Below are 24482 nucleotides of genomic sequence, written 5' to 3'. Positions count from 1 at the left end.
TTTAAAAAACTTATCTCATGAAAAAAGCCGGACAACGCTTACTTACTCGCGCGGTCCGGCAACAAATTGAGAAACCAAAATCAATTTAATTATAAAACAAAATAAGCGTTGTTTTCCGCTTTCTTTACCTCAGGTTTAAGATCAAATTCTTTAATGATATCAAATTCACTTTGATACTCATTTAGCATTTGCATTAAATTCTTTTCGATTGTATTCGAAATAGTCGTAACCGGTGTATCTGTTGGTCTGTTTTCGAAAGGATCCTGCAAATGAATCGCCATTTTTTCGATCAGAAAGAACATTCCGCCAATAATGGTAATTAATGGAACTGCAAACCAGCTTAATAAACTAATTAATCCAAAAGGCAATAGTAAAATGAACAAACACAATGTCATTCTGATGTACATACTATAGGTTGTTGGAAAAATAGTATTTTTAATACGCTCACATTTTCCCATTGCATCACACAATCTCGATAATGTATTGTCAATTTCTACTTGTTGATACGTATTCAATCGTTTGTCTTTTCTGGCAATTCTAAGATCTCTGGCATGCAATAATAATATCGCATTTGGAATATTCTGATGATTTTTTACAAAATTAAGTTCTTCTTCGCTAATCAAATCTTTGATTGGTTTTATGGCATCTTTATTACGCAACGCCTGGCCAAGGCTGTAACACCATGCAATTTGTCGTTTGGTGAAATTTTCTTTGAACTCATTTGCTTCTACAGAAAAATTCGGGTCTTTATAAAAAGTCAGCATTTGCCTTACTAAGGTTCTGGATTCATTTACAATTGATCCCCATATAATTCTTGCTTCCCACCATCTGTCATACGCCTGATTTGATTTAAAGGCTAATAATAAGGAGATAATAGTTCCCACCATTGTGGGGATCGCAATTGGAATATCAACCCCCACATTGATAAAGTAATGATGAAAAATTTCAAATAATATGGTATAAGTCAGTACAAGACCTAATTCCACTTTAATTTTTCCGAGAACGTACCTCATTGGAATTCTTTTCTTTAATAACATATTTTTTCGTTTAAATTAAACTTGTGCTTTTTTTTTGAAGAGATTTGGTTTAAGCCAGTTCTTCATAGAGTGACAGTACCGGAAGTCCCAGTTTGTCGTTTATATTTTCTTTTTTAGTTTTCTTGAATTTGATTTTTTCTCCTTTACGGGTTTCTACTAACAAATCGATATCGTATTTTGAAATAGCTTCAGATAAATAAGGAGCAAAATTTTCGTAGTTGTCATCAAAGTTTGATGTCTGGCTTACAATTTCAAATGAAAAATTATCATTCAAAAATTGCTGAACATCCTTAACATGCATATTAGCGCGTGTATTTTCAATGTAAAGTGCTTTATTGAAATCGTCTTTGTAGTTCTCTAGGCCTAAATGTAAAATAGGGCATTTTTGGTTTCCGGCCAATTGAACCATGTATTGATGAATTCTTTTTGTCTCTTGTTTATAAGAGTGCGTAAGGATTACCAGTTTTACAGAGAAAACGTCAATAATACGTTTAAAAATTGGAGATGAAATTCCGTATTGGTTCTGTACTTTTATTTTACAATTTGGAGTATGATCAATAATATATCTGCAGGTTTCAAGGACTTCTTCCTGATTTTTTGTAAGTCCTGTACGCATTTCGCGTAAAAAACCGGAAGACGAAAAAGTATCCGGAGCATCAGAAACCATCATTAAAATGATTTCACAGCCTGATGATTTTGCCTGACTAACAGCCGATTTTACAGCCCATATCGTATCATCTTTTAAAGTCGTAGGTATTAGGAAATTTTTCATATGTATAATCGTTTAGTTTATACATACAAAATAACTCCCGCAAAATTAGAAGGGTCTTAATCTAAAATTAGAACTTTCTAAGATTCAACATTAGAATCTTTAATGTTGTTTTTCTTTATCTTAGATTTTTTAAAAATAATAGTTACAATAGTTCCTTTATTTTGCTCTGATTGTACTTGTATTTCGCCATCATGCATCCTGATAATTTTGGAAGCCAAGGGAAGCCCTAAACCATATCCAATATATTTGGTAGCAATTTTTCCTCTGAAGAAAGGTTCATACAAATGGGGAATATCTTCCGGCGGAATACCGATACCAATATCATTGATGGCAATTTTAATCATTTCCTGATTTGCCGAAAGCGTTACAAACACTTCATTGTTATCCGAATATTTTACTCCGTTGGTAACGATATTGTTGATTGCCAATTCTAAAAGCGGCTTATTACAAGGAATTAATAGCAAATTAGAATCTTTTGGAGCAAAATTAAACTTCATGCTCACACGATTATCGGGATAAATTTTATCCAGATCTGATTTTACATCCATTAACAATTCATCGATTCTGGCAATATCCAATACTTGTTTTTTGCCATCATAACCTGTTTGTGTCAGTTTTAATAAACTTTCGGTTAAGTTTCCTAATCGGGAAGCCTGACCGTAAATATTCTCTAATGACTGGATGTATTCTGAAACTTCTCTTTCTTTCAGGAGCATGATTTCAGACTCGGCAATAATTGTGGTTATAGGCGTTTTTAATTCGTGTGATGCATTGTTGATAAAGTTGGCCTGAATCTCAAAAGAAGTTTCGAGGCGATCCAGCATATCGTTAAAAGTCTCGGTAAGATCGGAGATTTCATCTGAGTTTTTTACTGCGGGCAATCTATTATGAAGGTTCGAAGCACTAATTCTATTTACTTCTTTAGTAATTCTTGCAACCGGATTAATGACCCTTTTTGCTAAAAATCGTCCTAAAAAGAACGCTAAAAGTATAAATCCGATACCGCCAAAAATTAATATTTTAGCAATAAAAATGGTAGTTGTTTTTCCGCGGCGATCTCTTGCTCCTACGATTACGATGTATTTTTGGTTGCCTTCTTTAAAAACCTGTCCCAGATAATACTTGCTGTTTACTTCAAAATAGTCTTCCCCATATTTTAGCACATTGGTATAAAACTCATTTGGTAAGTTTAAATTGATATTATAATCAAAACTATTGGCACTGTTTATTTTAAGAACAAATTCTTCTTCTTCAATAAGTTCTTCAAGACCATTTTTCTTTAATTCGCTGTAATATTTACTTTTTTCAGGATCATTTTGAAAATGGATTGAAGCCACAATTTTAGCCCTGTCTTCTAAACGTTTTAAGAAATGGTATCTGTTATTTTCACGGAACAGAACAAAAACGATGATACACAATAGCAGCGTACTAAAGGTAGAAAGTGCTACATAAGTAAACGTGATTTTTTTTCTTATATCCATTTTATAGCTTTACGACATAACCTAAACCTTTCATGGTGTGAATGAGTTTGGTTTCAAAAGGTTTATCTATTTTTTTTCTTAAATACGTGATATAAACATCCACAACATTGGTATTCATATCAAAATTAATATCCCATACATTATCTAAAATCTGATCTCTGGAAACAATTCTGCCGGTATTTTTAGCTAAATAATATAGTAATTTAAATTCCTTAGCGGTTAAAATGATCGATTCACCATTTCGTTTTACTGTTTTCGCGCGCCCGTTTATCTCTAAATCACCAATTGTTATGCTGTCAATTTTTTCTGTTTCCTGATGTGCTCTTCGATGCAGTGCATTTATTCTGGCATCTAGTTCCCCAAATTTAAAAGGTTTAACTAGGTAATCATCGGCACCGGCATTGAGTCCGGTTACAATATTTTCAGAAGTCCCAAGGGCTGTTAAAAGCAAGACAGGAACAAAATTCTTACTCGCACGCAGACGTCTGCAAATTTCAATTCCATTAATATCCGGTAACATTACATCTAAGATTACAACATCAAAATTATAATTATGAAGCATTTCAAGGGCTGTTTTTCCATCCATTGCGACACTAACTTCATTGTTGTTTTCGGCAAATCCTTTGCGTAAAATAGATAAAAGATTTGGCTCGTCTTCGACTATAAGTAATTTCATATTATTAGTGGTATGAATAACAAAAATAGGGATTGCCTTTAAAAATATAAATCACAATAGTTATAAATTATGATTTAATTATGAACAATAACTTTTGAATTCAAAAGAAAATAACAAATTTTATTTTAAAAAAAGCTACCATTTTAAAGTTTAATTTTTCGAAATAACACTCAACCCTTATGCAAATACATATATCATTTTCAGTACTTTACATTAACTACATCCGAATTTACCCCAATAAAAAAGCCGGCAATAAAAAATTGACGGCTTGTAGAATGTATTTTGAACAAATACTTTATTTCGTAATGAACTTAGGATGAATTAAGTTTTCTAATGAATAAATTTCATCCCATTTTTCCTGAGTAATTAGTTTTCTTTCAACAACTACAATTTCATGTACACTTTTATTCATTTTTAAGGCTTCACCGGCAATACTGGCACTTTCTTCATAACCTAAAATCGGGTTTAATTGCGTTACGATTCCAATACTGTTCATAACCATATTATAGCAATGATCTATATTTGCTGTTATTCCGTTCACACATTTATCAATTAAAGTCTGAATCGCATTTGAAAGATAATCCAGCGAGGTAAACATCGCAAAAGCAATCACCGGTTCCATTACATTTAGTTGCAATTGTCCGGCTTCAGCAGCCATAGTAACGGTTAAATCCTGACCAATTACATAAAAACAAGTCTGGTTCACGACTTCCGGAATTACCGGATTTACTTTTCCGGGCATAATTGAAGATCCCGGCTGACGTGCCGGTAAATTGATTTCATTGAAACCTGTTCTTGGTCCGGAACTCAACAATCTTAAATCATTACAGATTTTAGAAATTTTTACTGCAGTCCTTTTCAAGGTTCCCATAATTTGAACATACGCCCCGGTATCAACAGTTGCTTCAATCAGATCCGGAGAAAGTGTTAACGGAATCCCCACTTCTTTGGCTAAGTAATTTACACAAATTTCAGGATATCCTTCCGGAGCGTTTACTCTCGTGCCAATGGCTGTGGCGCCCATATTAATTTCTAAAACCAGACTTTGAGCATCTTTTAATCTTTTAACATCTTCTCCTATTGTTGTAGCGTATGATTTAAATTCTTGTCCTAAAGTCATCGGGACAGCATCCTGCAACTGCGTTCTTCCCATTTTTAAAACACTTTTAAATTCTTCGCCTTTTGCAGCAAAAGCAACTTCTAAACCTTCTAATGTTTTTATGAAACTTTCCATTTTAAGATAAAGTGCAATTCTAAAAGCTGATGGATAAGCATCATTTGTAGACTGAGAACAGTTGACATGATTGTTAGGGTGCAAAAAGTTATATTCACCTTTTTTATGTCCCAGATATTCCAGGCCAATATTGGCAATTACTTCATTCGCATTCATATTTACAGAGGTTCCTGCCCCTCCCTGAATTAAATCGCTTACAAATTCCTGATCAAATTTACCGGCAATAACCTGATCGCTTCCGTAACAAATAGCTTCGGCAATTTTTGAGTCAAGTGCACCACAATCTTTATTGGCTAAAGCAGCTGCTTTTTTAACATAACCCAACGCTTTAATAAAAAGCGGCTCTTTTGATATTGGAATTCCTGTAATATTAAAATTTTCTACAGCCCTGAAAGTTTGGATACCATAATACAGATGATTTGGAATGTCTAATTCTCCTAAAAAATCATGTTCTTTTCTTGTTGATTCCATATAATATAAATTATTACGTTTTAATTTAAAAAAATCAGTGTAAAGCTACGCCAAAGAACTATTATAATAAAGTTTTTCAAATCAAAATATCACAAGTTTTTCCTAAAAACCAAGCCTAAAAATTAAACACTTATCATTTTAAGATTCAAAAAATATCAAATTAATAAAATTATAACATATAAATCAATCTCAAATTATTTGAGTATCGCCTATGTACTGACTTTTTATTTTTTCTGAATTTTATGACTAAACAGCTAAAATATGCTTGTTTACTATCCATTAATAAACTCATAATTATTATCTTTCGGCTTCAAAATAATTAGCAAAAGCAAGATTGAAAAAAGAGTCTGAATATTTCCTTGATAAAGAATACAATACTATTACTTATGGCAGAGATGATGTTAATTTCAAGGATTTTGAATGTTGTATTTTTAATAACTGTAATTTTTCTGCCTGCACTTTTTTAGCGGTTACTTTTATCGATTGTGTTTTTAATGATTGTATTTTTAATGAAGCCAAAATCAATTATGTAGCTTTTAGAACAGTCACTTTTAATCGGTGTGAGATAAAAGAAGTGAATTTTGCCATGTGCGATAAGCTTATTTTTGAAGTTCATTTTTACGATTGTATGCTGGATTTCTCAAAGTTTTATACCCTAAAAATAAAAGGAACCACGTTTACCAATTGCAGTTTAATTGCGGTAGATTTTATGGCAACCGACCTCACGAGTGTCCTTTTTGAGAACTGTGATTTATACCGCTCAGAATTTGATAAAGCAATTGCCAACAAAGCCGATTTTAAAACAAGCTACAATTATACCATTGACCCATCAAAAACCAAACTGAAGAAAGCTGTTTTTGCTTTGAAAGAAGTAAAAGGATTATTGTTTAAACATGATGTAATTGTGAGTTAATACAATGTTTATTCATGAACTGAAATTGTCAAAACTTTAAAAAAATGCATTCAATGAAAAAATAGTTATTCCCTTATTTTTAATTCTTTTTCAGTTAACGTTTTCTCAAAAAGTTATTCCGTTTAAAAATAAAGGAGTATTATTTGGAATATAAAGTATCATTTAACCTGCAAAACTTTTTTTGACTTTCGAGTAAACAGAACTGGCTAAAAAACTAAATATTCTTCCCCATCACATAATCTTCCATCAAATATCCATTTCCAATTTCTATATCGACTGTTTCTTTAATTTCGAACCCTATCTTCTTATAGAAATTTAATGCGGTATTAAAACGGTTTACATTTAATAAAAGATGCTTTGAATTGTTTGCTACAGCCAATTTTTCAATTAAATCAAAAACTTTTTTGCCAATTCCTTTTCCTTGTGTTTCAGGAAGAAGGTAAATTTTATGAATTTTGGTTGCAGCTTCATTTTTATAATTATGCTCAACTCCTATAAATCCTATTGTGGATTCTGAATCTAAAATTAAATAAAACAACTGTTCTTTATTCTGAATTTGCTTTGTTAGTGCTTCATCAGAATAAAACAGACCTAACATATAATCTAATTGCTCTTGAGACAATATTTCTCCGTAAGTAATTGGCCAGGTTACATTTGTAATTTCCTTAATTATTTTTATATCGTTTAAACCTGCTGCTGAAATCGTAATCATATTGTATTTTGAAATATTTTAATTGGTAAAAATTTGATTTTCCTGTTCACTTACTCTTATAAAAGTAGTTCGTTTGGTGAGCTCTTTTAATCGGGAAGCGCCAACATACGTACACGTACTTCTTAAACCTCCTAAAATATCCAGAACTGTATTGATGACCTGACCTTTAAAAGGTACCTGAACTGTTTTTCCTTCGCTTGCTCTGTATTCGGCCACTCCGCCCACATGTTTGTGCATGGCCGTTGTAGAGCTCATTCCGTAAAATTGTTTGAATTTCTGACCGTCAATTTCGATCATTTCCCCGCCGCTTTCCGTATGTCCAGCCAACATTCCGCCCAGCATTACAAAATCTGAACCAGCGCCAAATGCCTTAGCAATATCTCCCGGAGTAGCGCAGCCTCCATCACTGATAATATGTCCGCCTAAACCATGAGCCGCATCGGCACATTCGATAATAGCCGAAAGTTGCGGATATCCAACACCTGTTTTTATACGAGTTGTACAAACAGAACCGGGACCAATTCCAACCTTTACAATATCTGCTCCAACCAACAGTAATTCCTCAACCATTTCGCCAGTAACAACATTGCCAGCAATAATAACCTTATCCGGGTATTGTTTACGCATTTGTTTTAAAAACTGAACAAAATGCTCTGAATATCCATTGGCGACATCAATACAAATAAATTTCAATAAAGGATTTGCTGTAATTATCTGCTCCACCTTTACAAAATCTTCAGCTCCTGTTCCTGTACTTATTGCTATATAGTTGTAGAATTCTGGTGCTGCATTTTTCAAAAAAGCATTCCACTGCTGGAGTGTATAATGTTTATGAATGGCTGTAAAAAGTTTTTCTTTGGCCAGAACTTTTGCCATTTCAAAGGTACCCACGGTATCCATATTGGCAGCCATAATGGGGATTCCTGTCCAGATAGCGGTACTGTGTAAAAATTTAAAATTCCGTTCTAAAGAGACTTCTGACCTGCTTTTTAATACAGATCGTTTTGGTCTGATCATGACATCTTTAAATCCTAATTTAAGATCCGTTTCTATTCTCATGGCTTTTGGTTTTCGTTACTTTCAAATATACCCATTATGAAAGTGAACTCTTATAATTCATCCAAAAATTAATCATTCATTTTATCAACAATTCCAATATCAGATTGTTGATTTTAGATTGCCAAAACTTTGTCTTAATTTAATACGGATTTAAAGTTACTTTTTAATTCCGCAGAGGTACTCAAAGATTTTACAGATATTCTCAAAGTTTCAAACCTGAAACCAAAACTTATCCGTGAATCGTTTCGCCTTTTCCGTAATTGGTAATAATGGATTCTTCAAAGGCCAGCCATTCTCTCCAGCGTTTTTCAACATCAATTCCTACTCCGTACTTTCTGGCGTAAGTAATAAAAGTAGTATAATGCCCTGCTTCACTCTCCATTAAATCCCTGTAGAAAACAGCTAATTCTTCGTCCTGGATGTTTTCGGACAGTACTTTAAAACGTTCGCAGCTTCTGGCTTCAATCATCGCTGAAAATAATAGTCTTTCAACCAGACCTGAAACTCTGCTTCCGTCTCCACTTTTCTTCATGTATAAATACAATTCATTTACATAATCGTCCTTGCGCTCGCGGCCTAGTTTTAATCCTCTTTTAATGATGATATTGTGAACCTGCTCAAAATGATCGATTTCTTCTTTGGCCAAAGCCAATAAATCTTTCACTAAATCCTGATATTCAGAGTTGTTGGTAATAATTGTAATCGCATTGGTTGCTGCTTTTTGCTCGCACCAGGCATGATCTGTCAGGATTTCTTCAATATTTTTTTCTACAATATTGACCCATCTTGGATCTGTTGGCAATTGTAATCTTAGTACGCCCATTTCTTTTAAGTCTTAAAGTTAAAAAGTCATAAAGTTGTAAAGTCAAAATTCCTTAAAATAAAAGTCGAAGATCAAAAACTAAAATAGAAATTTACATTCCATTCCAAGACTTTCGACCTTCGACTTTAAGACTTTATGACTAATTTTTAGTATACGAAAATCGGTCTTTCGCTCATCATTTCATTTACTTCGTTAGCTACTTCTTCGATAACTGCTTCATTTGTGTGATCAGCTAATACTTTATCGATTAATGCTACGATAGTTTCCATATCTTCTTCAACTAAACCACGAGTTGTGATTGCTGCTGTTCCAACACGGATTCCTGAAGTTACAAATGGTGATTTATCATCAAATGGAACCATGTTTTTATTTACTGTAATTTCTGCTTTTACTAATGCATTTTCAGCTTCTTTACCAGAAATGTTTTTATTTCTTAAGTCAATAAGCATCATGTGGTTATCAGTTCCGCCAGAAATAATTTTGTATCCTCTTTTTACGAAAGCATCTGCCATAGCATTTGCATTTTTTTGCAATTGCATCGCATAAGTAAAGAATTCATCTTTTAATGCCTCACCAAAAGCTACTGCTTTAGCAGCGATAATGTGCATTAAAGGCCCACCCTGATTTCCCGGGAAAACAGCAAGATCCAATAAAGATGACATCATTCTGATTTCTCCTTTTGGCGTTTTCAAACCTTGTGGGTTTTCGAAATCTTTACCCATCAGGATCAAACCTCCGCGTGGTCCGCGTAAAGTTTTGTGTGTTGTTGTAGAAACAATATGACAATGAGGGATTGGGTCGTTCATTAATCCTTTTGCAATAAGACCTGCAGGGTGAGAAATATCAGCAAACAAGATGGCTCCTACGCTGTCAGCAATTTCTCTGAAACGTGCAAAATCCATATCACGAGAATAGGCAGACGCTCCGGCAATGATTAATTTTGGTTGCTCTTTAGTTGCAATTTCCTGAATTTTATCATAGTCTAAACGACCTGTTTCAGCATCTACACCATAAAAAACCGGTTTGTATAAACGGCCTGAAAAGTTTACAGGAGAACCGTGAGTTAAGTGACCACCATGAGATAAGTCAAAACCTAAAATAGTATCCCCAGGATTTAAACAAGCGTGGTAAACTGCTGTATTTGCCTGAGATCCTGAATGTGGCTGAACGTTTGCATATTCAGCGCCAAATAATTCTTTCGCTCTGTCAATTGCAATTTGCTCAATAACGTCAACTACTTCGCAACCGCCGTAGTATCTTTTGCCAGGATATCCCTCAGCATATTTGTTAGTTAAAACAGAACCAGCTGCTTCCATTACCTCATCACTTACAAAATTCTCTGAAGCGATAAGTTCTAATCCGTGAATTTGTCTGTCTTGTTCCTCTAGTATAAGGTCAAAAATTTGTTCGTCGCGTTGCATTTTTTCGTTTTTCGTTAATTTCCTGCAAAAATACAAAAAAACGTTTGTCAAACTGCTAGATTATGATATATTTGACGTAGAATTTTTCAACAAATAATTAACATCCACATGCCAATAACCGCTAACGATACCAAAAGAAAATCATGGTTAGAAGTCCCAGAAAATAGCGACTTCCCTATTCAAAATATTCCTTTCGGTGTATTTCTGACGAAAGAAAATGTCGTTACAGTAGGAACACGAATTGGCGATTACGCTATAGATTTAGGGGCTTTACAACAATTAAACTATTTTTCAGGAATAGATTTAACAGATGATATGTTCATGCAGGACACGCTAAATGATTTTATTTCTGACGGAAAAAAAACATGGCGTTTGGTTCGAAATCGTATCGCTGATATTTTCGACGAAACCAATCCACAACTTAGAGATTCAACAAAAGATCGCGATGTTGTTATTTTTAAAATCGACGATGTCGAGATGCAATTACCTGTTTTAATTGGTGATTATACTGACTTTTATTCGAGTAAAGAACACGCTACGAACGTTGGAAAAATGTTCCGCGATCCTGAAAATGCTTTATTACCAAACTGGCTGCATATTCCGGTTGGTTACCACGGAAGAAGTTCAACTATTGTTCCGTCCGGAATTCCTGTACACCGACCAATGGGACAAACTTTACCGGCTGGCGAGAAATATCCGGTTTTTGGACCGTCCCGTTTAGTTGATTTTGAATTGGAAACCGCTTTTATTACAACCGATGTAAATATAATGGGAGAAAATATCCCAACGTATGAAGCCGAAGATTATATTTTCGGAATGGTTTTACTCAATGACTGGAGTGCTCGTGACATCCAAAAATGGGAATATGTGCCTCTTGGACCATTTTTAGCTAAAAACTTTGCCACCTCAATTTCTCCGTGGATTGTGACTATGGATGCCTTGGAACCTTTTAGAACTAAAGGTCCTAAACAAGATCCGTCACCTCTTCCTTATCTGCAGACGAAAGGTAAAAAAGCTTTCGATATTCATTTAGAAGTTTCAATTAAGCCTGAAGAAGCTGAAGAGACCATAGTTTCAAAATCAAACTTTAAGTATTTATATTGGTCCATGAGCCAACAATTAGCGCATCATACATCAAACGGATGTCGTGTTAATTCTGGTGATATGATGGGTTCAGGAACCATTTCCGGTCCTACTCCTGATAGTTTTGGCTCAATGTTAGAGTTAACATGGGGAGGAAAAAATCCTATAAAATTAAAAGATGGCAGCGAACGTAAATTTATCGAAGATAATGATACGGTAATCATTAGAGGTTTCTGCGAAAATGCTGAAGTACGTCTTGGTTTTGGAGAGGTTTCAAGTCAATTATTACCTCCTTTTATAAGACCATGAAGAGCAGATAAATTATCTGAACAGATATAAAACACAAAACCTTGGTTCTCGCCAAGGTTTTTTTTATGCTGCATTTTTTTACAATACGTTAATCCTTTATGTTTGAATCTCACAAAGTCGCAGAGGCGCAAAGGTTAAAAGCAAAAACTTAAGAACAAAACCTTTGCGACTTCGCGAGATTAAATTATATGTAAAACTAAAAAAACTTAGCGCCTTTGTGCCTTCGTGGCAATTACGCCGGAATCTGCTGGCTTAAACAATGTAAGGTTCCAAATCCCCAAATAAAATCAATACAACTAATCCCGATTACTTCACGATCAGGAAAACATTCTGATAATATGTTTAATGCAACTCTATCATTGCTATCATTAAAAGTAGGAACCAAAACACAATTATTCAAAATTAAGAAGTTAGCATAACTTGCCGGTAATCTCAAAGTTTCGAAATCTACCCGTTTTGGCATTGGCAATGCTACAATAGTGGGCGATTTTCCGTCTTCTAATTTTGCATTTTGCAAACGTTTCAAATTATCTTGTAGTGGTTTGTAATTAGCATCATTTTTATCTGTTTCAACGATTGTTACAATCGTATCTTCATTTACAAATCGGCATAAATCGTCAATGTGACCGTGAGTATCATCACCTTCTATTCCGTCACCAAGCCAAATTACGTTTGTTATGCCAAGATATTCTTTAAAAACAGCTTCGTAATCTTCTTTGGTAAAGTTTTTATTTCTAACCTGAATAGACGGGTGCATCAAACATTCTTCCGATGTTAATAAAGTCCCTCTTCCGTTTACATCAATGGCGCCGCCTTCTACAATTACGGATTTTCCTTTATACACTACCTGCGTTAGCGGAACATCAATAAAATCAGCTATTTTACCCGGAACAAATTTGTCTAACTGGTAATTTTTATATTTTGCCCAGCCATTAAAATTGAAATTCAGCGCCTCTCTTTTTGAACCATTTTTTACAATAATGGGCCCGGAATCACGCATCCAGCTTCTGTTGGTTTTATGAATTATAAAAGAGACATTGGAAATATTTACACGTGCTCTTTCTAACATTTCGGCTACTTTTTCTTTGAGTTTTTCATCGGCTACGACCAAAAAAACAGTTTCAAAAGTGGCTACTTTTTTAATAAATTCCACAAAAGCCCATTGAACAGCCTCGTATTTTCCTGGCCAGTCGTTACCATTATGTGGAAAACACAATACAATTCCTTGTTGTTTTTCCCATTCTGCTGGAAATCTTCTATTATTTGTTGACATAAATAGGTTCTAAATTTGAAAGTGTACAAAGATAAGCATTCAGAAGGATTATAAAATAGCCGAACCAAAATCATATCTGATTTTGATCAATTATCTGATAAAAATTAAGTTAAAGATTAAATAATACAACCTTAATATATGCTTTCCTCCGGCTAATTACATTTGGCAAAACTAAAACACACACAAAATGAAAAAACTAAGTATTTCATTATTAGCAGCTTTATCTATTATGGTAAGTTGTAATAATGATGAGAATTCAAAAAACGAGCCTGAAGTGCTTGTAAATGAAAACCCCGGAACTTTTAAAGAAATTGGTTCGATCACCATTGGTGGTGAAGGGGCTGCAGAAATTACGGCTTACGACGAAAAAACAAAAAGACTTTTTACGGTAAATAATAGCGGAACCAATCAAATTGATGTGATTGATTTATCTGATCCGACAAAACCAACTAAAATTGGTAAAATTGATTTAACGCCATACGAAGGAGCTTCTAATAGTGTCGCTGTGTTTGATGGAAAATTGGCCGTTGCCTTAGAGTCGACTATAAACAAGCAGGGAAACGGAAAAGTAGCTGTCTTCAACACTACGGATTATAGTTTAATCAAACAAATTACTGTTGGCGCATTGCCTGATATGGTTACTTTTTCGCCAGATGGGAAATATATCATGACAGCTAATGAAGGCGAACCAAATACCGATTATTCGCAAGATCCAAACGGAACGATTTCTATTATTGAAGTTGCTAATAATTATGCGGTGACTACGTTAGATTTTGCATCTTTTGCCAGTCAATCTGCTGCTTTGCAAAAAGAAGGCTTTCGCGTTTCAAAATTTGCAAAAAGCTTTGCTCAGGATATCGAACCTGAATATGTAACTATTTCAGACGATTCTAAAACTGCCTGGGTAACTTTACAGGAAAACAATGGTGTTGCAAAAGTAGATTTGACTTCTAAAACGATTACAGCCATTTATCCTTTAGGATTTAAAAACTTTAATACTGCTGAAAATCCTATTGATGTAAGCGATAAGGATGATAAAGTTGCTTTTAACCCCTGGAAAGTAAAAGGCATGTTTATGCCTGATGGGATTAGTCATTTTTCTACTGGTAATGTTCCTTATTTTGTCACGGCAAACGAAGGTGATGCAAGAGAATATGCAGCTTATACTGATATAAAAAGAATGAAGGATATGAAGCTTGACGCTACTGTTTTCCCCGACGCTGCAACTTTAAAACTAGAAAGTAATTTAGGAAGACTGAACCTTATTACAGATATGGGCGATACTGACGGAGATGGTGATCTTGACGAAATGGTTGCTTTTGGTGCGCGTTCTTTCTCAATTTGGAATGGCAATACCGGAAAAATTGTTTTTGACAGCAAAAATGACGTAGACAAAAAGACAAATGAACTGGGAACTTATGATGACAAACGCAGCGATGACAAAGGTTCTGAACCAGAAGCTGTGGTTGCGGTAAAGATGGGAAGTCAGAATATTCTGTTTGTTGGTTTAGAAAGATCGGATGCTTTTATGACTTATGATGTAACAAATCCAAATTCGCCACAATATTTGCAAACGGTAAAAACCGGCGATGCCCCAGAGGGGATTCTTTTTATTCCAGCCTCTAAAAGTCCAACAAAAAGAAGTTTGTTAGTCGTTAGTAGTGAGGGAGATGGATCTCTAAAAATTTACCAGCCCGATTTAAAATAACGCTTACTTTTACAAATTCTATAAAGAGCTAAATATTAAATTTAGCTCTTTTTTTTGCTCAAATCTTTTGATTCTTTTAACGTATTTACACAATTAAAACCCAAAAGATGGGAATTATGTAAGAGCAAATAGAACACATTTTAAAGTTCGTGATATAATTTTGTCCTGAGTCTAAAAAAAATAAGGCTTTTAATAACAATTAAATTAAAACATTGGATATCATGAAAAAGAAATTAGCTTCAGTATCACTTTTACTACTAACGTTTGCTGCGGGTGCACAAAATATGGCAACAACTTCAGCACAACCTACAATTGACGCACCTTCATACAATAAATGGTCTATCGAATTAAATGGTGGGGTTAACAAACCTCTTAGAACAGTAACTCCTGGTTATTCTACAGAATCACTTAGTCCGTTTCATGCAGATTTAGGAGTGAGATACATGTTTAATCCTAAATTCGGTTTAAAATTAGATGTTGGGTATGATCAGTTTCAGGAAAAAAATGATACTCCTGAATTCGACAGTAAATATTACAGAGCAAGTTTACAAGGGGTTATTAACCTTGGCAGAGCTTTAAACTTCGAAACCTGGACAAATACTTTTGGTTTATTGGCACATGGTGGATTTGGTGTTTCTCAATTAAGTTCAGACAAAGGGTTTGACGGAAAAGATTACATGGCTCATGGAATTGCTGGTTTAACAGGACAAATTAGATTAAGCAACAGAATTGCTTTAACAGGAGATCTTACAGGTATCGTGAACGGAAGACAAAACCATAACTTTGATGGACAGGGAACAACAAATACAGGTTCATTAGATGGTGTATTATTAAATGCTTCTGTTGGTTTGACTTTTTACTTAGGTAAAAACACAAAACATGCTGACTGGTATTCTGAAGAAAATGAAAGATTAAACAAATTAGAAGACAGAGTGACTACAATTGAGACGAATCTTATTGATACTGATAAAGATGGTGTTGCTGATTTGTATGACTTAGAACCTAATACTGTTTCGGGAGTTGCTGTAAATACTAAAGGACAATCTATTGATAACAATCAAAATGGTGTTCCGGACGAATTAGAAAGCTACTTAGACAAAACTTATGTTAAAAAAGGTGCTGAATCAACTGCAACAAACAATACTGTTGAAGAATTGATCAACGGAGGATATGTGAATGTATATTTCGACTTTAACTCTTCTAAACCAACAAATGCTTCTTTATCTGGTGTTGATTTCTTAGTGAAATACCTGAAAAACAATCCGGGTAAATCTGCAGATATCGTAGGATATGCTGACGAAATTGGAAGTTCAAGTTATAATACTGAATTATCAAGAAAAAGAGCTGAAGCTGTGAAAAAAGTAGCTGAAAATGCTGGAATTGATGCTTCAAGATTGAATGTAATTGCTAACGGTGAAGATACTTCTGTGAATAAAAATTCTAAAGAAGCACGTCAAATCGTAAGAAGAGTTACTTTCAAAGTAAAATAATCTTAGTATATATTTTTAAAAATCCGCTTCGGAATATTCTGAAGCGGATTTTTTTTGGCTTTAAAGAAAAATAAAAAAGGACGAAATTTACATTTCGTCCTTTTAATATTTACAAATTGACCGGATTAGTCAATGGCTCTTTTCGTAATATCGCCAAAAGCATCAATTCTTCTGTCTCTGAAAAATGGCCAGTTCTGACGTACATTTTCCTGAAGATCCAAATCAACTTCGGCAATTAAAATTTCTTCCTGATCATGAGAAGCCTGCGCTAAAATCTCACCTTGTGGCCCCGCAATAAATGAGGCTCCCCAAAACTGAATTCCCTCTGTTCCTTCAATATATTTTTCTAAACCAATTCTGTTTGCAGCAGCAACAAAAACGCCATTGGCAACTGCATGGCCTTTCATTACGTTCATCCAGGCACCATATTGGTTTTCACCATATTGTTCTTTTTCTTTTGGATGCCATCCAATAGCTGTTGGATAAAATAAAACTTCGGCACCTTTTAGAGCTGTAATACGAGCAGCTTCCGGATACCATTGATCCCAACAAATAAGGGTTCCAATTTTTCCTTTTTTAGTTTCAATTGCCTGAAAACCTAAATCTCCCGGTGTAAAATAGAATTTTTCATAGAAATGAGGATCGTCCGGAATGTGCATTTTACGGTATAAACCAGCCTCTGTACCATCAGTGTCAATAATGTAAGCACTATTGTGGTAGATTCCTGCCATTCTTTTTTCGAAAAAAGGAACAATAATTACAACTCCTAATTCTTTTGCCAATTCGCTAAAAGCAATAAATGAAGTGCTGTAAAGTGGTTCTGCTAATGCAAAATTATCGACATCTTCGCTTTGGCAAAAATAATGACTGCTATATAATTCAGGCAATAAGATCACTTCAGCGCCTTTATTGGCAGCGTCTTTTACCCAGCTGATACATTTTTTTAGATTATTTTCGGCAACGTCGTTAAGATTTAATTGTATAACGGCGATTTTATATTTTCTTTTCGGCATGACATAAAATTTAGAGTGCAAAAATAGTAATTTTTAGAGGAATGGCAAAGTCTAACGTTTTGTTATTAACCTCAAAGAACGCAAAGGTTATTTCGCAAAGTCGCAAGTACGCAAAGTTAATTTTCTCTGCGACTTTGCGAGATTATTTTTGCTCACGGATTGGCACAAATTAAAAAAAGAGCTAATTAAGCTCCTTTTTTATATTATTTGCGCCTTGAACTGATTTCTCCTTGTAATAATTATAAATTGTCTTTTAACTGATCTTTGGCTGTATTAGTCTAAACCACTTTTTTTATTGTACTCATTTACCAATTCTCAGATTCTCTTTCTAAATCATCCTGTGAAGTGAATGCTCCTTTTTCAATTTCTAATCTTGCATTAACCAATTCAGCTTTATATACACTTCCGGTAATTGTTTCTCCATCAACTTAAAAAGCAACTATTTCTTCTTCCTGATAACTTTCAATCACTGTTGTAAGCATTTATATATTCTAAAATAAAATTAATTTCCAAAAAAAGAAAACCATTTTACAAATATTTAATTCTGATGAACTCCTATTTGCAAAATGGTTTCTCACCTAAAATTTATCCACCAGGAACCTATTTATTCGATAACCACTTTTGTTGTTAAGAATTCCGTTTCAGATTTTTTGAATTTAATTTCAAAAGTTCCTTTTGTTGCTGATTTGAATTTATAAACTGTTTTTTTAGGATCCGGTACTTGTTGTGTACAAACTTCTGATGGATATTTTGCCTCAACCTGTAAACCTTTTACTGAACCAATTGTTACATCACTAATTTTATCAAATTCTCCGCAAGCGTTGTCTACAATAAAAGTAACATCATAACTCAATTCTTCGTTTATTTTTCCGGTTGCAGGACCTTTAACTTCTGTAACCAATGCTACTTTTGATTTTACAGGAGCAACTGCATGATCGTCATCATTACTGCATGAAACAAATACTGTTGATAAAAATAATACTACTAAAGCTGATTTTAATTTAAAACTTTTCATATAAAATAATAATTAATTGTTAATTACTATGAAGATGTAAATGCGTTGCTTTGGTTGCTTGAACAAACTGTTAAATAATTTTCAAAAAAGATCAAACAATTATAAATCAAAAGTTTAGCTAAATAAAAAAAAACACACAAAAACAGTTATTTCTTATAAAAACTAAATTTTATACCCTGGTCCAGATGGAAACGGCATCTTTTTTATCTGCCTTTTTTCAGATAAAAAGATATAGTGGACAGCGGGACAAAAGGCCTGCTGAAAATGATGGTCTTGCCAAAAAAAAATACCAGCCTTTCGACTGGTATTTTAAAATTTTATGATAGAACCTTTATGTTACTTTTTCTTTGAAAATATCTTTTTAAATAAGCTTACAATTGCCAGAACTATAAATCCTAATACTAAACCTACTACAAACTCTTTTATAATGGAAGGGATATTAATTTTAGGCATTAAATGATGGAAAAACGGGATATAATGCACGAATATTCCGCCTGCTACGAGAATTAGCGCTATTGTACCAATTATAGTTAAAGCTTTGATAACTTTTGGAAGTGCCTGTACCAATATATTTCCGATAAATTTTAAAATTCCATTCTCTTTTTTACTAATCTGAATCAGTTTAAAACCTGCTTCATCCATTCTAACAATGAGAGCTACAATACCGTACACCCCAACTGTTGCAATAACTGCGATTATTGAGACGACAATAACCTGAGATAAAATAGGTTTACCGATTACCGTGCCTAAGGCAATAATCACAATTTCTACAGATAAAATAAAATCAGTTAAGATTGCCGACTTTACTTTTCCTTTTTCTGCTTCCAGAATTTCAGCTTCGGTAAAGGTTTGCGTTGTAATCCCCTCTGATTCTTCGTGCGAATGTGGAAATATAAACTCATATATTTTCTCGGCTCCTTCGTAGGCTAAAAAAAGCCCTCCAAGTACTAAAATTACAATGATTGCAACTGGTAAAAATGCACTTAGCAAAAATGCAATTGGCAAAATGATTACTTTATTCAGCAATGAACCTTTACTAATTGCCCACAATACCGGAAGTTCTCTCGATGACGCAAAACCAGAAGCTTTCTCAGCATTCACCGCTAAATCATCGCCTAAAATCCCTGCTGTTTTTTTTGCTGCAACTTTACTCATTACTGCAACATCATCCATAATTGCTGCAATATCATCTAATAGTACAAAAAAACCTGATGCCATTTTAATTTATTTATTTTTAAAAACGGTGTAATAAACTGATTTTTAGCATTCAGTTTAATTTAGCCGCTTGATTATTTATCTGCGCTAATCTAAGACTTTTTTGCTAATTTTTTCATTTAAAAATTAACTGCATTGGCCTAAAAGCACCCAGATAATGACAAAAACCAACACGGTTCCCAAGCATCCTCCTCCTAATTTTTTTGCACCGTAACCTGCTATTAATCCTCTAAAAATATTGTTCATAATGTTTGTTTTAAATTATTATTCAATTGACTATAGGTAAAAAAATATCCTTATGTAAATTTGAGAAACTAATCTTTAACTGTTTTTATATTACTTCAAAAAAAAGTTTCATGATTTACGGATTTGAAACTTTTATAAGCAAAAAAACACCAGCATTTCTACCAGTGTTTTCCTTAATATAATAGTTATTAATTAATCCGTTACAACGCTATTACCTGCATTTATTAAAGTTGTTTTAGTAACAAGACCTTGACCTGTAGGAGGAGCTGGCGGATTTTGATTCTGTAAACTAATAAATTTTCCTGAAGCAGGAGAAAGGTTTAACATCCTGCTTAAAATCAAATTAACCTGAGAACTTGGTAACGCATTGTTATCAAAATTAAGACTTGACTCTCTATTATCAACTGAGGATAACAATGGTAAGTCAATAGAGCTAAGAAAAGTATTGCCTCTAAAAAAAATACTTTGAGCCTTAGTTAACAAAGGCAAAGTAATAGATTGTAAGGATGAATTATCAATAATCCTGGAATCAAATCCATATATGCTTTTTAAAACAGGAAATAAAATTGAGCTTAGTTTTTCATTTTTTCGTATACGCAGATCATTATAAACTTCACTAAGGTTATTTAAATTTATAGTAACTAATTTTAAATTTTCACTTATATCCAGATTTATTATTTTTTTTACTGAACTTAAATCTAAGGTTGTCAAATTTGTTGTGTTCAGAACGTAAACATTTTCCGTCTGAGGCCCAAACTCAGCTGCTATTTGCGCTGCTGCCTGCGCATCAGTAATATCACCTGTTATAACTATACTTGTTTTTCCTTTATTTTGGCTACTCCCGGCATATAGTGCATATGGCACACTCAAAAGTTGGCTTGTTCCGCTGATTGTATAATTACTTCCTCCTGTTGGGTCAATTTCTGTCTTAATAAAATGTGATCCGGCTCCCCAATTGATAGCTGCAAAAGTTCCCGTAACTGGTGTTCCGCCACCTATTTCTATTGTTGCTAATCCGTTATTATTTGTTGTTGTGGTTTGTGTTTCGATATAACTAGGGTTACCATTTGCAGTATCGAATATAATACTGATTTTTATACTTACTAAAGCACTCGCTACTAATGTTCCATCTGTTTTACGAATAACAGATTGATAATTCATTTTTTGAGGAGCCTGTGCGAATAAAATAGTAAAAGAGCTTAATAGTAGTAATAGAAGAGTAATTTTTTTCATATATCTTTCTGCTGTTAAATTATTATTTTTTAATGATTTTAAAAGTTTTTATCGTTTTGTTATTATTAGTTATTCCCAGAAAATAAATCCCCTGATTTAATCCCTGCATGGAAACACTCGTTTCAGAGTTTGTTATCTTAGAATTTCCAGATATTATTTTGCCATTGATGTCAAATAAATTATATGCTAAATCATCTAATTTATCATTAACTATAACTAAATTAAGGACATCAACAGTAGGATTAGGATATGCGGTCATTAATAAATTAATCCCATAAAATTCGTCATTTCCTAAAGTAATGATCTCATAAGGCTGTTGGATTCCTTGTAAAACATATGCATTTGATCCAGGTAAACTAGCATACACTACTTGTCCGATTGAATAACTTGATGAACCGCCGGTTCCTGTTGCATTTCCTCCGGAAACTACTATACTTTCCTGCGCATAACTATTAGTCATAAATGAAATATAGGAAATAAATAATATTAAAAAAGTGGGTTGGTTTCTTTTCATATAGTTGTTTTAATTATTAGCTATTCAAATATATATTAATTCTTACGTAAAGTAGTATTAAAAAGAGAAGAATTATAAAATTACATAAAAAAAAGCACCAGCCTTTCGACTGGTGCTTATCTCAAAAAAATAAAACCAAAAAAAATTATTTTTCAATATGGGTTTGGTTCCTAAATACCAATTGCCCATCAAAAGCATCTAATAAAATGATGCTGTCTGTAGTGATGTTTCCTGCCAAAATTTCTTTCGACAATTGATTCAGCACTTCTCTTTGTACCACACGTTTTACCGGTCTCGCACCAAACTGCGGATCGTAACCTTTGTCAGACAAATATTTAATAGCTTCCGGTGTAGCATCCATAGCAATACCTTGTAAGGCCAGCATTTTGGTAACACTCTTAAGCTGCAAACTCACAATTTTAGAAATGTTTTCTACCGTTAAAGGCGTAAACATTACGATTTCGTCGATACGGTTTATAAATTCCGGACGAACGGTTTGTTTCAATAATCCTAAAACTTCAGTTTTTGCAGCTTCGGTAGCAGCTTCGATACCGCCTTTTAAGTTCTCGAATTTCTCTTGTATAATCTGACTTCCCATATTGGATGTCATGATGATAATTGTATTTTTAAAATCAGCCAGACGACCTTTATTATCTGTCAAACGACCTTCATCCAGAACTTGCAACAAGATATTGAATGTATCCGGATGCGCTTTTTCGATCTCGTCTAACAAAATTACAGAATATGGTTTTCTACGTACGGCTTCAGTCAACTGACCTCCTTCGTCATAACCCACGTATCCTGGAGGCGCACCTACCAAACGGCTCACACTGTGACGTTCCTGATACTCACTCATGTCGATACGGGTCATGGCGTTTTCATCATCAAAAAGATATTCGGCCAAAGCTTTTGCAAGCTCGGTTTTACCCACTCCGGTTGTTCCTAAAAACAAGAAAGTACCAACTGGTTTTTTCATATCCTGCAATCCTGCACGGCTTCTGCGAACGGCATCACTCACGGCTTCAATAGCTTCTTCCTGCCCTACTACACGTTTGTGCAATTCATCTTCAAGATGCAATAACTTTTCACGTTCAGTCTGAAGCATTTTCATTACAGGAATTCCTGTCCATTTTGCAACCACTTCAGCGATATCTTCGCGGGTTACTTCTTCCTTAATCAAAGAATTACCGGATTGATATTCCTGCAATTGTTTTTGTAAAACATCAAGACGTTCTTGCGCTTCTTTGATTTTTCCGTAACGGATTTCGGCTACTTTTCCGTAATCTCCATCACGCTCTGCACGCTCTGCTTCGTACTTAAAGTCTTCTATTTCTTGTTTTACAGCCTGAATTCCGTCTACAACATCTTTTTCTGATTTCCATTTTGCATAGATTTCGTTGCGCTCTTCTTTTAAGTTCGCCAAATCCATACGTAAGATTTTCAGTTTGCTTTCTTCTTTTTCACGTTTAATGGCTTCGATCTCAATTTCTAACTGCATGATTTTACGATCCAAAACGTCTAATTCTTCTGGTTTTGAATTGATTTCCATACGCAGTTTAGAAGCTGCCTCATCCATTAAATCGATGGCTTTATCCGGTAAGAAACGGTTCGTAATATAACGTTGCGAAAGTTCAACTGCTGCAATAATAGCCTCATCCTTAATCTGAACTTTATGATGTGTTTCATACTTTTCTTTGATTCCACGTAAAATGGAAATCGCACTCTCAGTATCCGGTTCATCAATTAGAATCTTTTGGAAACGACGTTCCAGCGCTTTATCTTTCTCAAAATATTTTTGATATTCATCTAATGTTGTTGCACCAATCGCCCTTAACTCACCACGAGCCAAAGCTGGTTTCAGGATATTTGCAGCATCCATTGCCCCTTCTCCTCCACCGGCACCTACAAGCGTATGGATCTCGTCGATAAATAAAACGATATCACCTTCGGCAGCTGTAACTTCTTTTACAACGGCTTTTAGACGCTCTTCGAATTCTCCTTTAAATTTTGCACCGGCAATCAGCGCTCCCATATCAAGTGAGAAAACAATTTTATCTTTCAGATTTTCAGGCACGTCACCATCAACGATTCTGTGTGCCAATCCTTCAGCAATAGCAGTTTTACCAACTCCCGGCTCTCCTATTAACATTGGGTTATTTTTTGTTCTACGTGTTAAAATCTGCAAAACACGACGGATTTCTTCGTCACGGCCAATTACCGGATCCAGTTTTCCGTTTCGTGCTAATTCGTTTAGGTTTTTAGCGTACTTATTTAAGGAATTATAGTTTTCTTCAGCTGAAGCCGATGTTACTCTTTCTCCTTTACGAAGTTCTTCAATGGCAGCTTTAAGTCCTTTTCCGGTAACGCCCTGATCTTTTAAAATCTGAGAAACTTTGCTTTTTGAATCAAAAATGGCTAAAATTAAATGTTCGACAGAAACATATTCATCGTTCATTTTTTGAGCAATAATCTCAGCTTCATTCAGTGCTTTATTGGCATCTCTGGAAAGTAAAATATCACCTCCTGAAACTTTAGGAAAGCTTTGAATGGTACTGTCTAAAATTTGTAAAAACAACGGAACGTTTACATTGAGTTTTTTCAAAATAAACGGCGCTACATTTTCATCTACTTCAAAAATAGCTTTAAAAATGTGTTCATTTTCTATTTGTTGTTGTCCGTTCCGTTGTGCCAGTTGTTGCGATAACTGAATGGCTTCCTGGGACTTAATTGTAAATTTATTGATGTTCATATGTATACGATTTAGGTTTGATTTTTAGTTATAAA

Annotated in this window: 20 protein-coding genes; 4 read left to right on the top strand and 16 right to left on the bottom strand. The window is 34.2% G+C overall.

All coding sequences use genetic code 11. The features are described from left to right. Nucleotides 1-89: 89 nt before the first annotated feature. The 5 genes from ACHRWY_RS16745 to aspA form a co-directional block, all read right to left on the bottom strand. On the bottom strand, nt 90-1037 hold the full coding sequence (locus ACHRWY_RS16745) for a bestrophin family protein (RefSeq protein WP_395356207.1): 948 nt from the start codon (nt 1035-1037) through the stop codon (nt 90-92). Between the two features lie 49 nt (nt 1038-1086). Continuing rightward, nucleotides 1087-1809 carry a hypothetical protein gene (locus tag ACHRWY_RS16740; protein ID WP_395356206.1) on the bottom strand — a complete coding sequence of 241 codons (723 nt, stop codon included), beginning with the start codon at nt 1807-1809 and terminating at the stop codon, nt 1087-1089. A 77-nt stretch (nt 1810-1886) separates the two neighbouring features. Then, nucleotides 1887-3290: an ATP-binding protein gene (locus tag ACHRWY_RS16735; RefSeq protein WP_395356204.1), complete on the bottom strand. Its 1404-nt coding sequence runs from the start codon at nt 3288-3290 to the stop codon at nt 1887-1889. Between the two features lies 1 nt (nt 3291). Then, entirely contained in the window at nt 3292-3966 is a 675-nt protein-coding gene (locus ACHRWY_RS16730) for a response regulator transcription factor (RefSeq protein WP_395356203.1), read from the bottom strand. A gap of 295 nt (nt 3967-4261) precedes the next feature. Further along, complete coding sequence (aspA, locus tag ACHRWY_RS16725) at nt 4262-5671, bottom strand: aspartate ammonia-lyase (protein ID WP_395356202.1); 1410 nt, start codon at nt 5669-5671, stop codon at nt 4262-4264. 334 nt (nt 5672-6005) lie between these two features. On the opposite strand from aspA, the gene ACHRWY_RS16720 reads away from it, so the two are divergent. Continuing rightward, nucleotides 6006-6584 carry a pentapeptide repeat-containing protein gene (locus ACHRWY_RS16720; RefSeq protein WP_395356200.1) on the top strand — a complete coding sequence of 193 codons (579 nt, stop codon included), beginning with the start codon at nt 6006-6008 and terminating at the stop codon, nt 6582-6584. Nucleotides 6585-6798: 214 nt separating this feature from the next. Here ACHRWY_RS16720 and ACHRWY_RS16715 read toward each other — a convergent pair whose 3' ends face one another. The 4 genes from ACHRWY_RS16715 to glyA all read right to left on the bottom strand — a co-directional run bounded on the left by ACHRWY_RS16715 (nt 6799) and on the right by glyA (nt 10599). Further along, nucleotides 6799-7296, bottom strand: a complete 498-nt coding sequence (locus ACHRWY_RS16715; protein ID WP_395356199.1) for a GNAT family N-acetyltransferase — start codon at nt 7294-7296, stop codon at nt 6799-6801. A gap of 18 nt (nt 7297-7314) precedes the next feature. Then, a complete protein-coding gene (locus ACHRWY_RS16710; RefSeq protein WP_395356198.1) occupies nt 7315-8355 on the bottom strand; it encodes a GMP reductase in 1041 nt (346 codons plus the stop codon). 229 nt (nt 8356-8584) lie between these two features. After that, entirely contained in the window at nt 8585-9178 is a 594-nt protein-coding gene (locus ACHRWY_RS16705; RefSeq protein WP_395356197.1) for a tRNA-(ms[2]io[6]A)-hydroxylase, read from the bottom strand. A 146-nt stretch (nt 9179-9324) separates the two neighbouring features. Then, the gene (glyA, locus tag ACHRWY_RS16700) at nt 9325-10599 is read right to left on the bottom strand and encodes a serine hydroxymethyltransferase (RefSeq protein ID WP_041518753.1); all 1275 of its coding nucleotides are present in this window, start codon (nt 10597-10599) and stop codon (nt 9325-9327) included. Nucleotides 10600-10707: 108 nt separating this feature from the next. On the opposite strand from glyA, the gene fahA reads away from it, so the two are divergent. Beyond that, complete coding sequence (gene fahA, locus ACHRWY_RS16695) at nt 10708-11991, top strand: fumarylacetoacetase (RefSeq protein WP_395356195.1); 1284 nt, start codon at nt 10708-10710, stop codon at nt 11989-11991. Between the two features lie 232 nt (nt 11992-12223). Here fahA and ACHRWY_RS16690 read toward each other — a convergent pair whose 3' ends face one another. Then, the gene (locus ACHRWY_RS16690; RefSeq protein WP_395356194.1) at nt 12224-13264 is read right to left on the bottom strand and encodes an agmatine/peptidylarginine deiminase; all 1041 of its coding nucleotides are present in this window, start codon (nt 13262-13264) and stop codon (nt 12224-12226) included. A 187-nt stretch (nt 13265-13451) separates the two neighbouring features. On the opposite strand from ACHRWY_RS16690, the gene ACHRWY_RS16685 reads away from it, so the two are divergent. Both ACHRWY_RS16685 and ACHRWY_RS16680 read left to right on the top strand, forming a co-directional pair. Further along, nucleotides 13452-14972, top strand: a complete 1521-nt coding sequence (locus ACHRWY_RS16685; protein WP_395356193.1) for a choice-of-anchor I family protein — start codon at nt 13452-13454, stop codon at nt 14970-14972. A gap of 221 nt (nt 14973-15193) precedes the next feature. Further along, nucleotides 15194-16462: an OmpA family protein gene (locus ACHRWY_RS16680; RefSeq protein WP_395356192.1), complete on the top strand. Its 1269-nt coding sequence runs from the start codon at nt 15194-15196 to the stop codon at nt 16460-16462. Nucleotides 16463-16587: 125 nt separating this feature from the next. Here the strand turns inward: ACHRWY_RS16680 and ACHRWY_RS16675 are convergent, their stop codons facing one another. The 6 genes from ACHRWY_RS16675 to clpB form a co-directional block, all read right to left on the bottom strand. Beyond that, nucleotides 16588-17475, bottom strand: coding sequence for a carbon-nitrogen hydrolase (locus tag ACHRWY_RS16675; protein ID WP_056251458.1), 888 nt, complete (start codon nt 17473-17475; stop codon nt 16588-16590). A 604-nt stretch (nt 17476-18079) separates the two neighbouring features. Beyond that, complete coding sequence (locus tag ACHRWY_RS16670) at nt 18080-18490, bottom strand: hypothetical protein (RefSeq protein ID WP_395356191.1); 411 nt, start codon at nt 18488-18490, stop codon at nt 18080-18082. 336 nt (nt 18491-18826) lie between these two features. After that, nucleotides 18827-19708, bottom strand: a complete 882-nt coding sequence (locus ACHRWY_RS16665) for a DUF808 domain-containing protein (RefSeq protein ID WP_395356190.1) — start codon at nt 19706-19708, stop codon at nt 18827-18829. Nucleotides 19709-20143: 435 nt separating this feature from the next. Continuing rightward, on the bottom strand, nt 20144-21184 hold the full coding sequence (locus ACHRWY_RS16660) for a hypothetical protein (protein WP_395356189.1): 1041 nt from the start codon (nt 21182-21184) through the stop codon (nt 20144-20146). Between the two features lie 22 nt (nt 21185-21206). After that, complete coding sequence (locus ACHRWY_RS16655; protein WP_395356187.1) at nt 21207-21698, bottom strand: T9SS type A sorting domain-containing protein; 492 nt, start codon at nt 21696-21698, stop codon at nt 21207-21209. 145 nt (nt 21699-21843) lie between these two features. Next, nucleotides 21844-24447 (bottom strand): ATP-dependent chaperone ClpB, encoded by a 2604-nt coding sequence (gene clpB, locus ACHRWY_RS16650; protein ID WP_395356185.1) that lies wholly within the window; start codon nt 24445-24447, stop codon nt 21844-21846. Nucleotides 24448-24482 lie beyond the last annotated feature (35 nt).

The sequence above is a fragment of the Flavobacterium sp. FlaQc-48 genome (assembly GCF_044007335.1).
Classification (GTDB): Bacteria; Bacteroidota; Bacteroidia; order Flavobacteriales; family Flavobacteriaceae; genus Flavobacterium.
The sequence above is the reverse complement of the archived record's forward strand: the minus strand, read 5'-3'. Positions and strand labels throughout refer to the sequence as shown.

What these genes read in the sequence shown, in the direction of transcription:
- ACHRWY_RS16745 (WP_395356207.1), bottom strand. Translation starts at nt 1,037, where the DNA reads ATGTTATTAAAGAAAAGAATTCCAATGAGGTACGTTCTCGGAAAAATT.
- ACHRWY_RS16740 (WP_395356206.1), bottom strand. Translation starts at nt 1,809, where the DNA reads ATGAAAAATTTCCTAATACCTACGACTTTAAAAGATGATACGATATGG.
- ACHRWY_RS16735 (WP_395356204.1), bottom strand. Translation starts at nt 3,290, where the DNA reads ATGGATATAAGAAAAAAAATCACGTTTACTTATGTAGCACTTTCTACC.
- ACHRWY_RS16730 (WP_395356203.1), bottom strand. Translation starts at nt 3,966, where the DNA reads ATGAAATTACTTATAGTCGAAGACGAGCCAAATCTTTTATCTATTTTA.
- aspA (WP_395356202.1), bottom strand. Translation starts at nt 5,671, where the DNA reads ATGGAATCAACAAGAAAAGAACATGATTTTTTAGGAGAATTAGACATT.
- ACHRWY_RS16715 (WP_395356199.1), bottom strand. Translation starts at nt 7,296, where the DNA reads ATGATTACGATTTCAGCAGCAGGTTTAAACGATATAAAAATAATTAAG.
- ACHRWY_RS16710 (WP_395356198.1), bottom strand. Translation starts at nt 8,355, where the DNA reads ATGAGAATAGAAACGGATCTTAAATTAGGATTTAAAGATGTCATGATC.
- ACHRWY_RS16705 (WP_395356197.1), bottom strand. Translation starts at nt 9,178, where the DNA reads ATGGGCGTACTAAGATTACAATTGCCAACAGATCCAAGATGGGTCAAT.
- glyA (WP_041518753.1), bottom strand. Translation starts at nt 10,599, where the DNA reads ATGCAACGCGACGAACAAATTTTTGACCTTATACTAGAGGAACAAGAC.
- fahA (WP_395356195.1), top strand. Translation starts at nt 10,708, where the DNA reads ATGCCAATAACCGCTAACGATACCAAAAGAAAATCATGGTTAGAAGTC.
- ACHRWY_RS16690 (WP_395356194.1), bottom strand. Translation starts at nt 13,264, where the DNA reads ATGTCAACAAATAATAGAAGATTTCCAGCAGAATGGGAAAAACAACAA.
- ACHRWY_RS16685 (WP_395356193.1), top strand. Translation starts at nt 13,452, where the DNA reads ATGAAAAAACTAAGTATTTCATTATTAGCAGCTTTATCTATTATGGTA.
- ACHRWY_RS16680 (WP_395356192.1), top strand. Translation starts at nt 15,194, where the DNA reads ATGAAAAAGAAATTAGCTTCAGTATCACTTTTACTACTAACGTTTGCT.
- ACHRWY_RS16675 (WP_056251458.1), bottom strand. Translation starts at nt 17,475, where the DNA reads ATGCCGAAAAGAAAATATAAAATCGCCGTTATACAATTAAATCTTAAC.
- ACHRWY_RS16670 (WP_395356191.1), bottom strand. Translation starts at nt 18,490, where the DNA reads ATGAAAAGTTTTAAATTAAAATCAGCTTTAGTAGTATTATTTTTATCA.
- ACHRWY_RS16665 (WP_395356190.1), bottom strand. Translation starts at nt 19,708, where the DNA reads ATGGCATCAGGTTTTTTTGTACTATTAGATGATATTGCAGCAATTATG.
- ACHRWY_RS16660 (WP_395356189.1), bottom strand. Translation starts at nt 21,184, where the DNA reads ATGAAAAAAATTACTCTTCTATTACTACTATTAAGCTCTTTTACTATT.
- ACHRWY_RS16655 (WP_395356187.1), bottom strand. Translation starts at nt 21,698, where the DNA reads ATGAAAAGAAACCAACCCACTTTTTTAATATTATTTATTTCCTATATT.
- clpB (WP_395356185.1), bottom strand. Translation starts at nt 24,447, where the DNA reads ATGAACATCAATAAATTTACAATTAAGTCCCAGGAAGCCATTCAGTTA.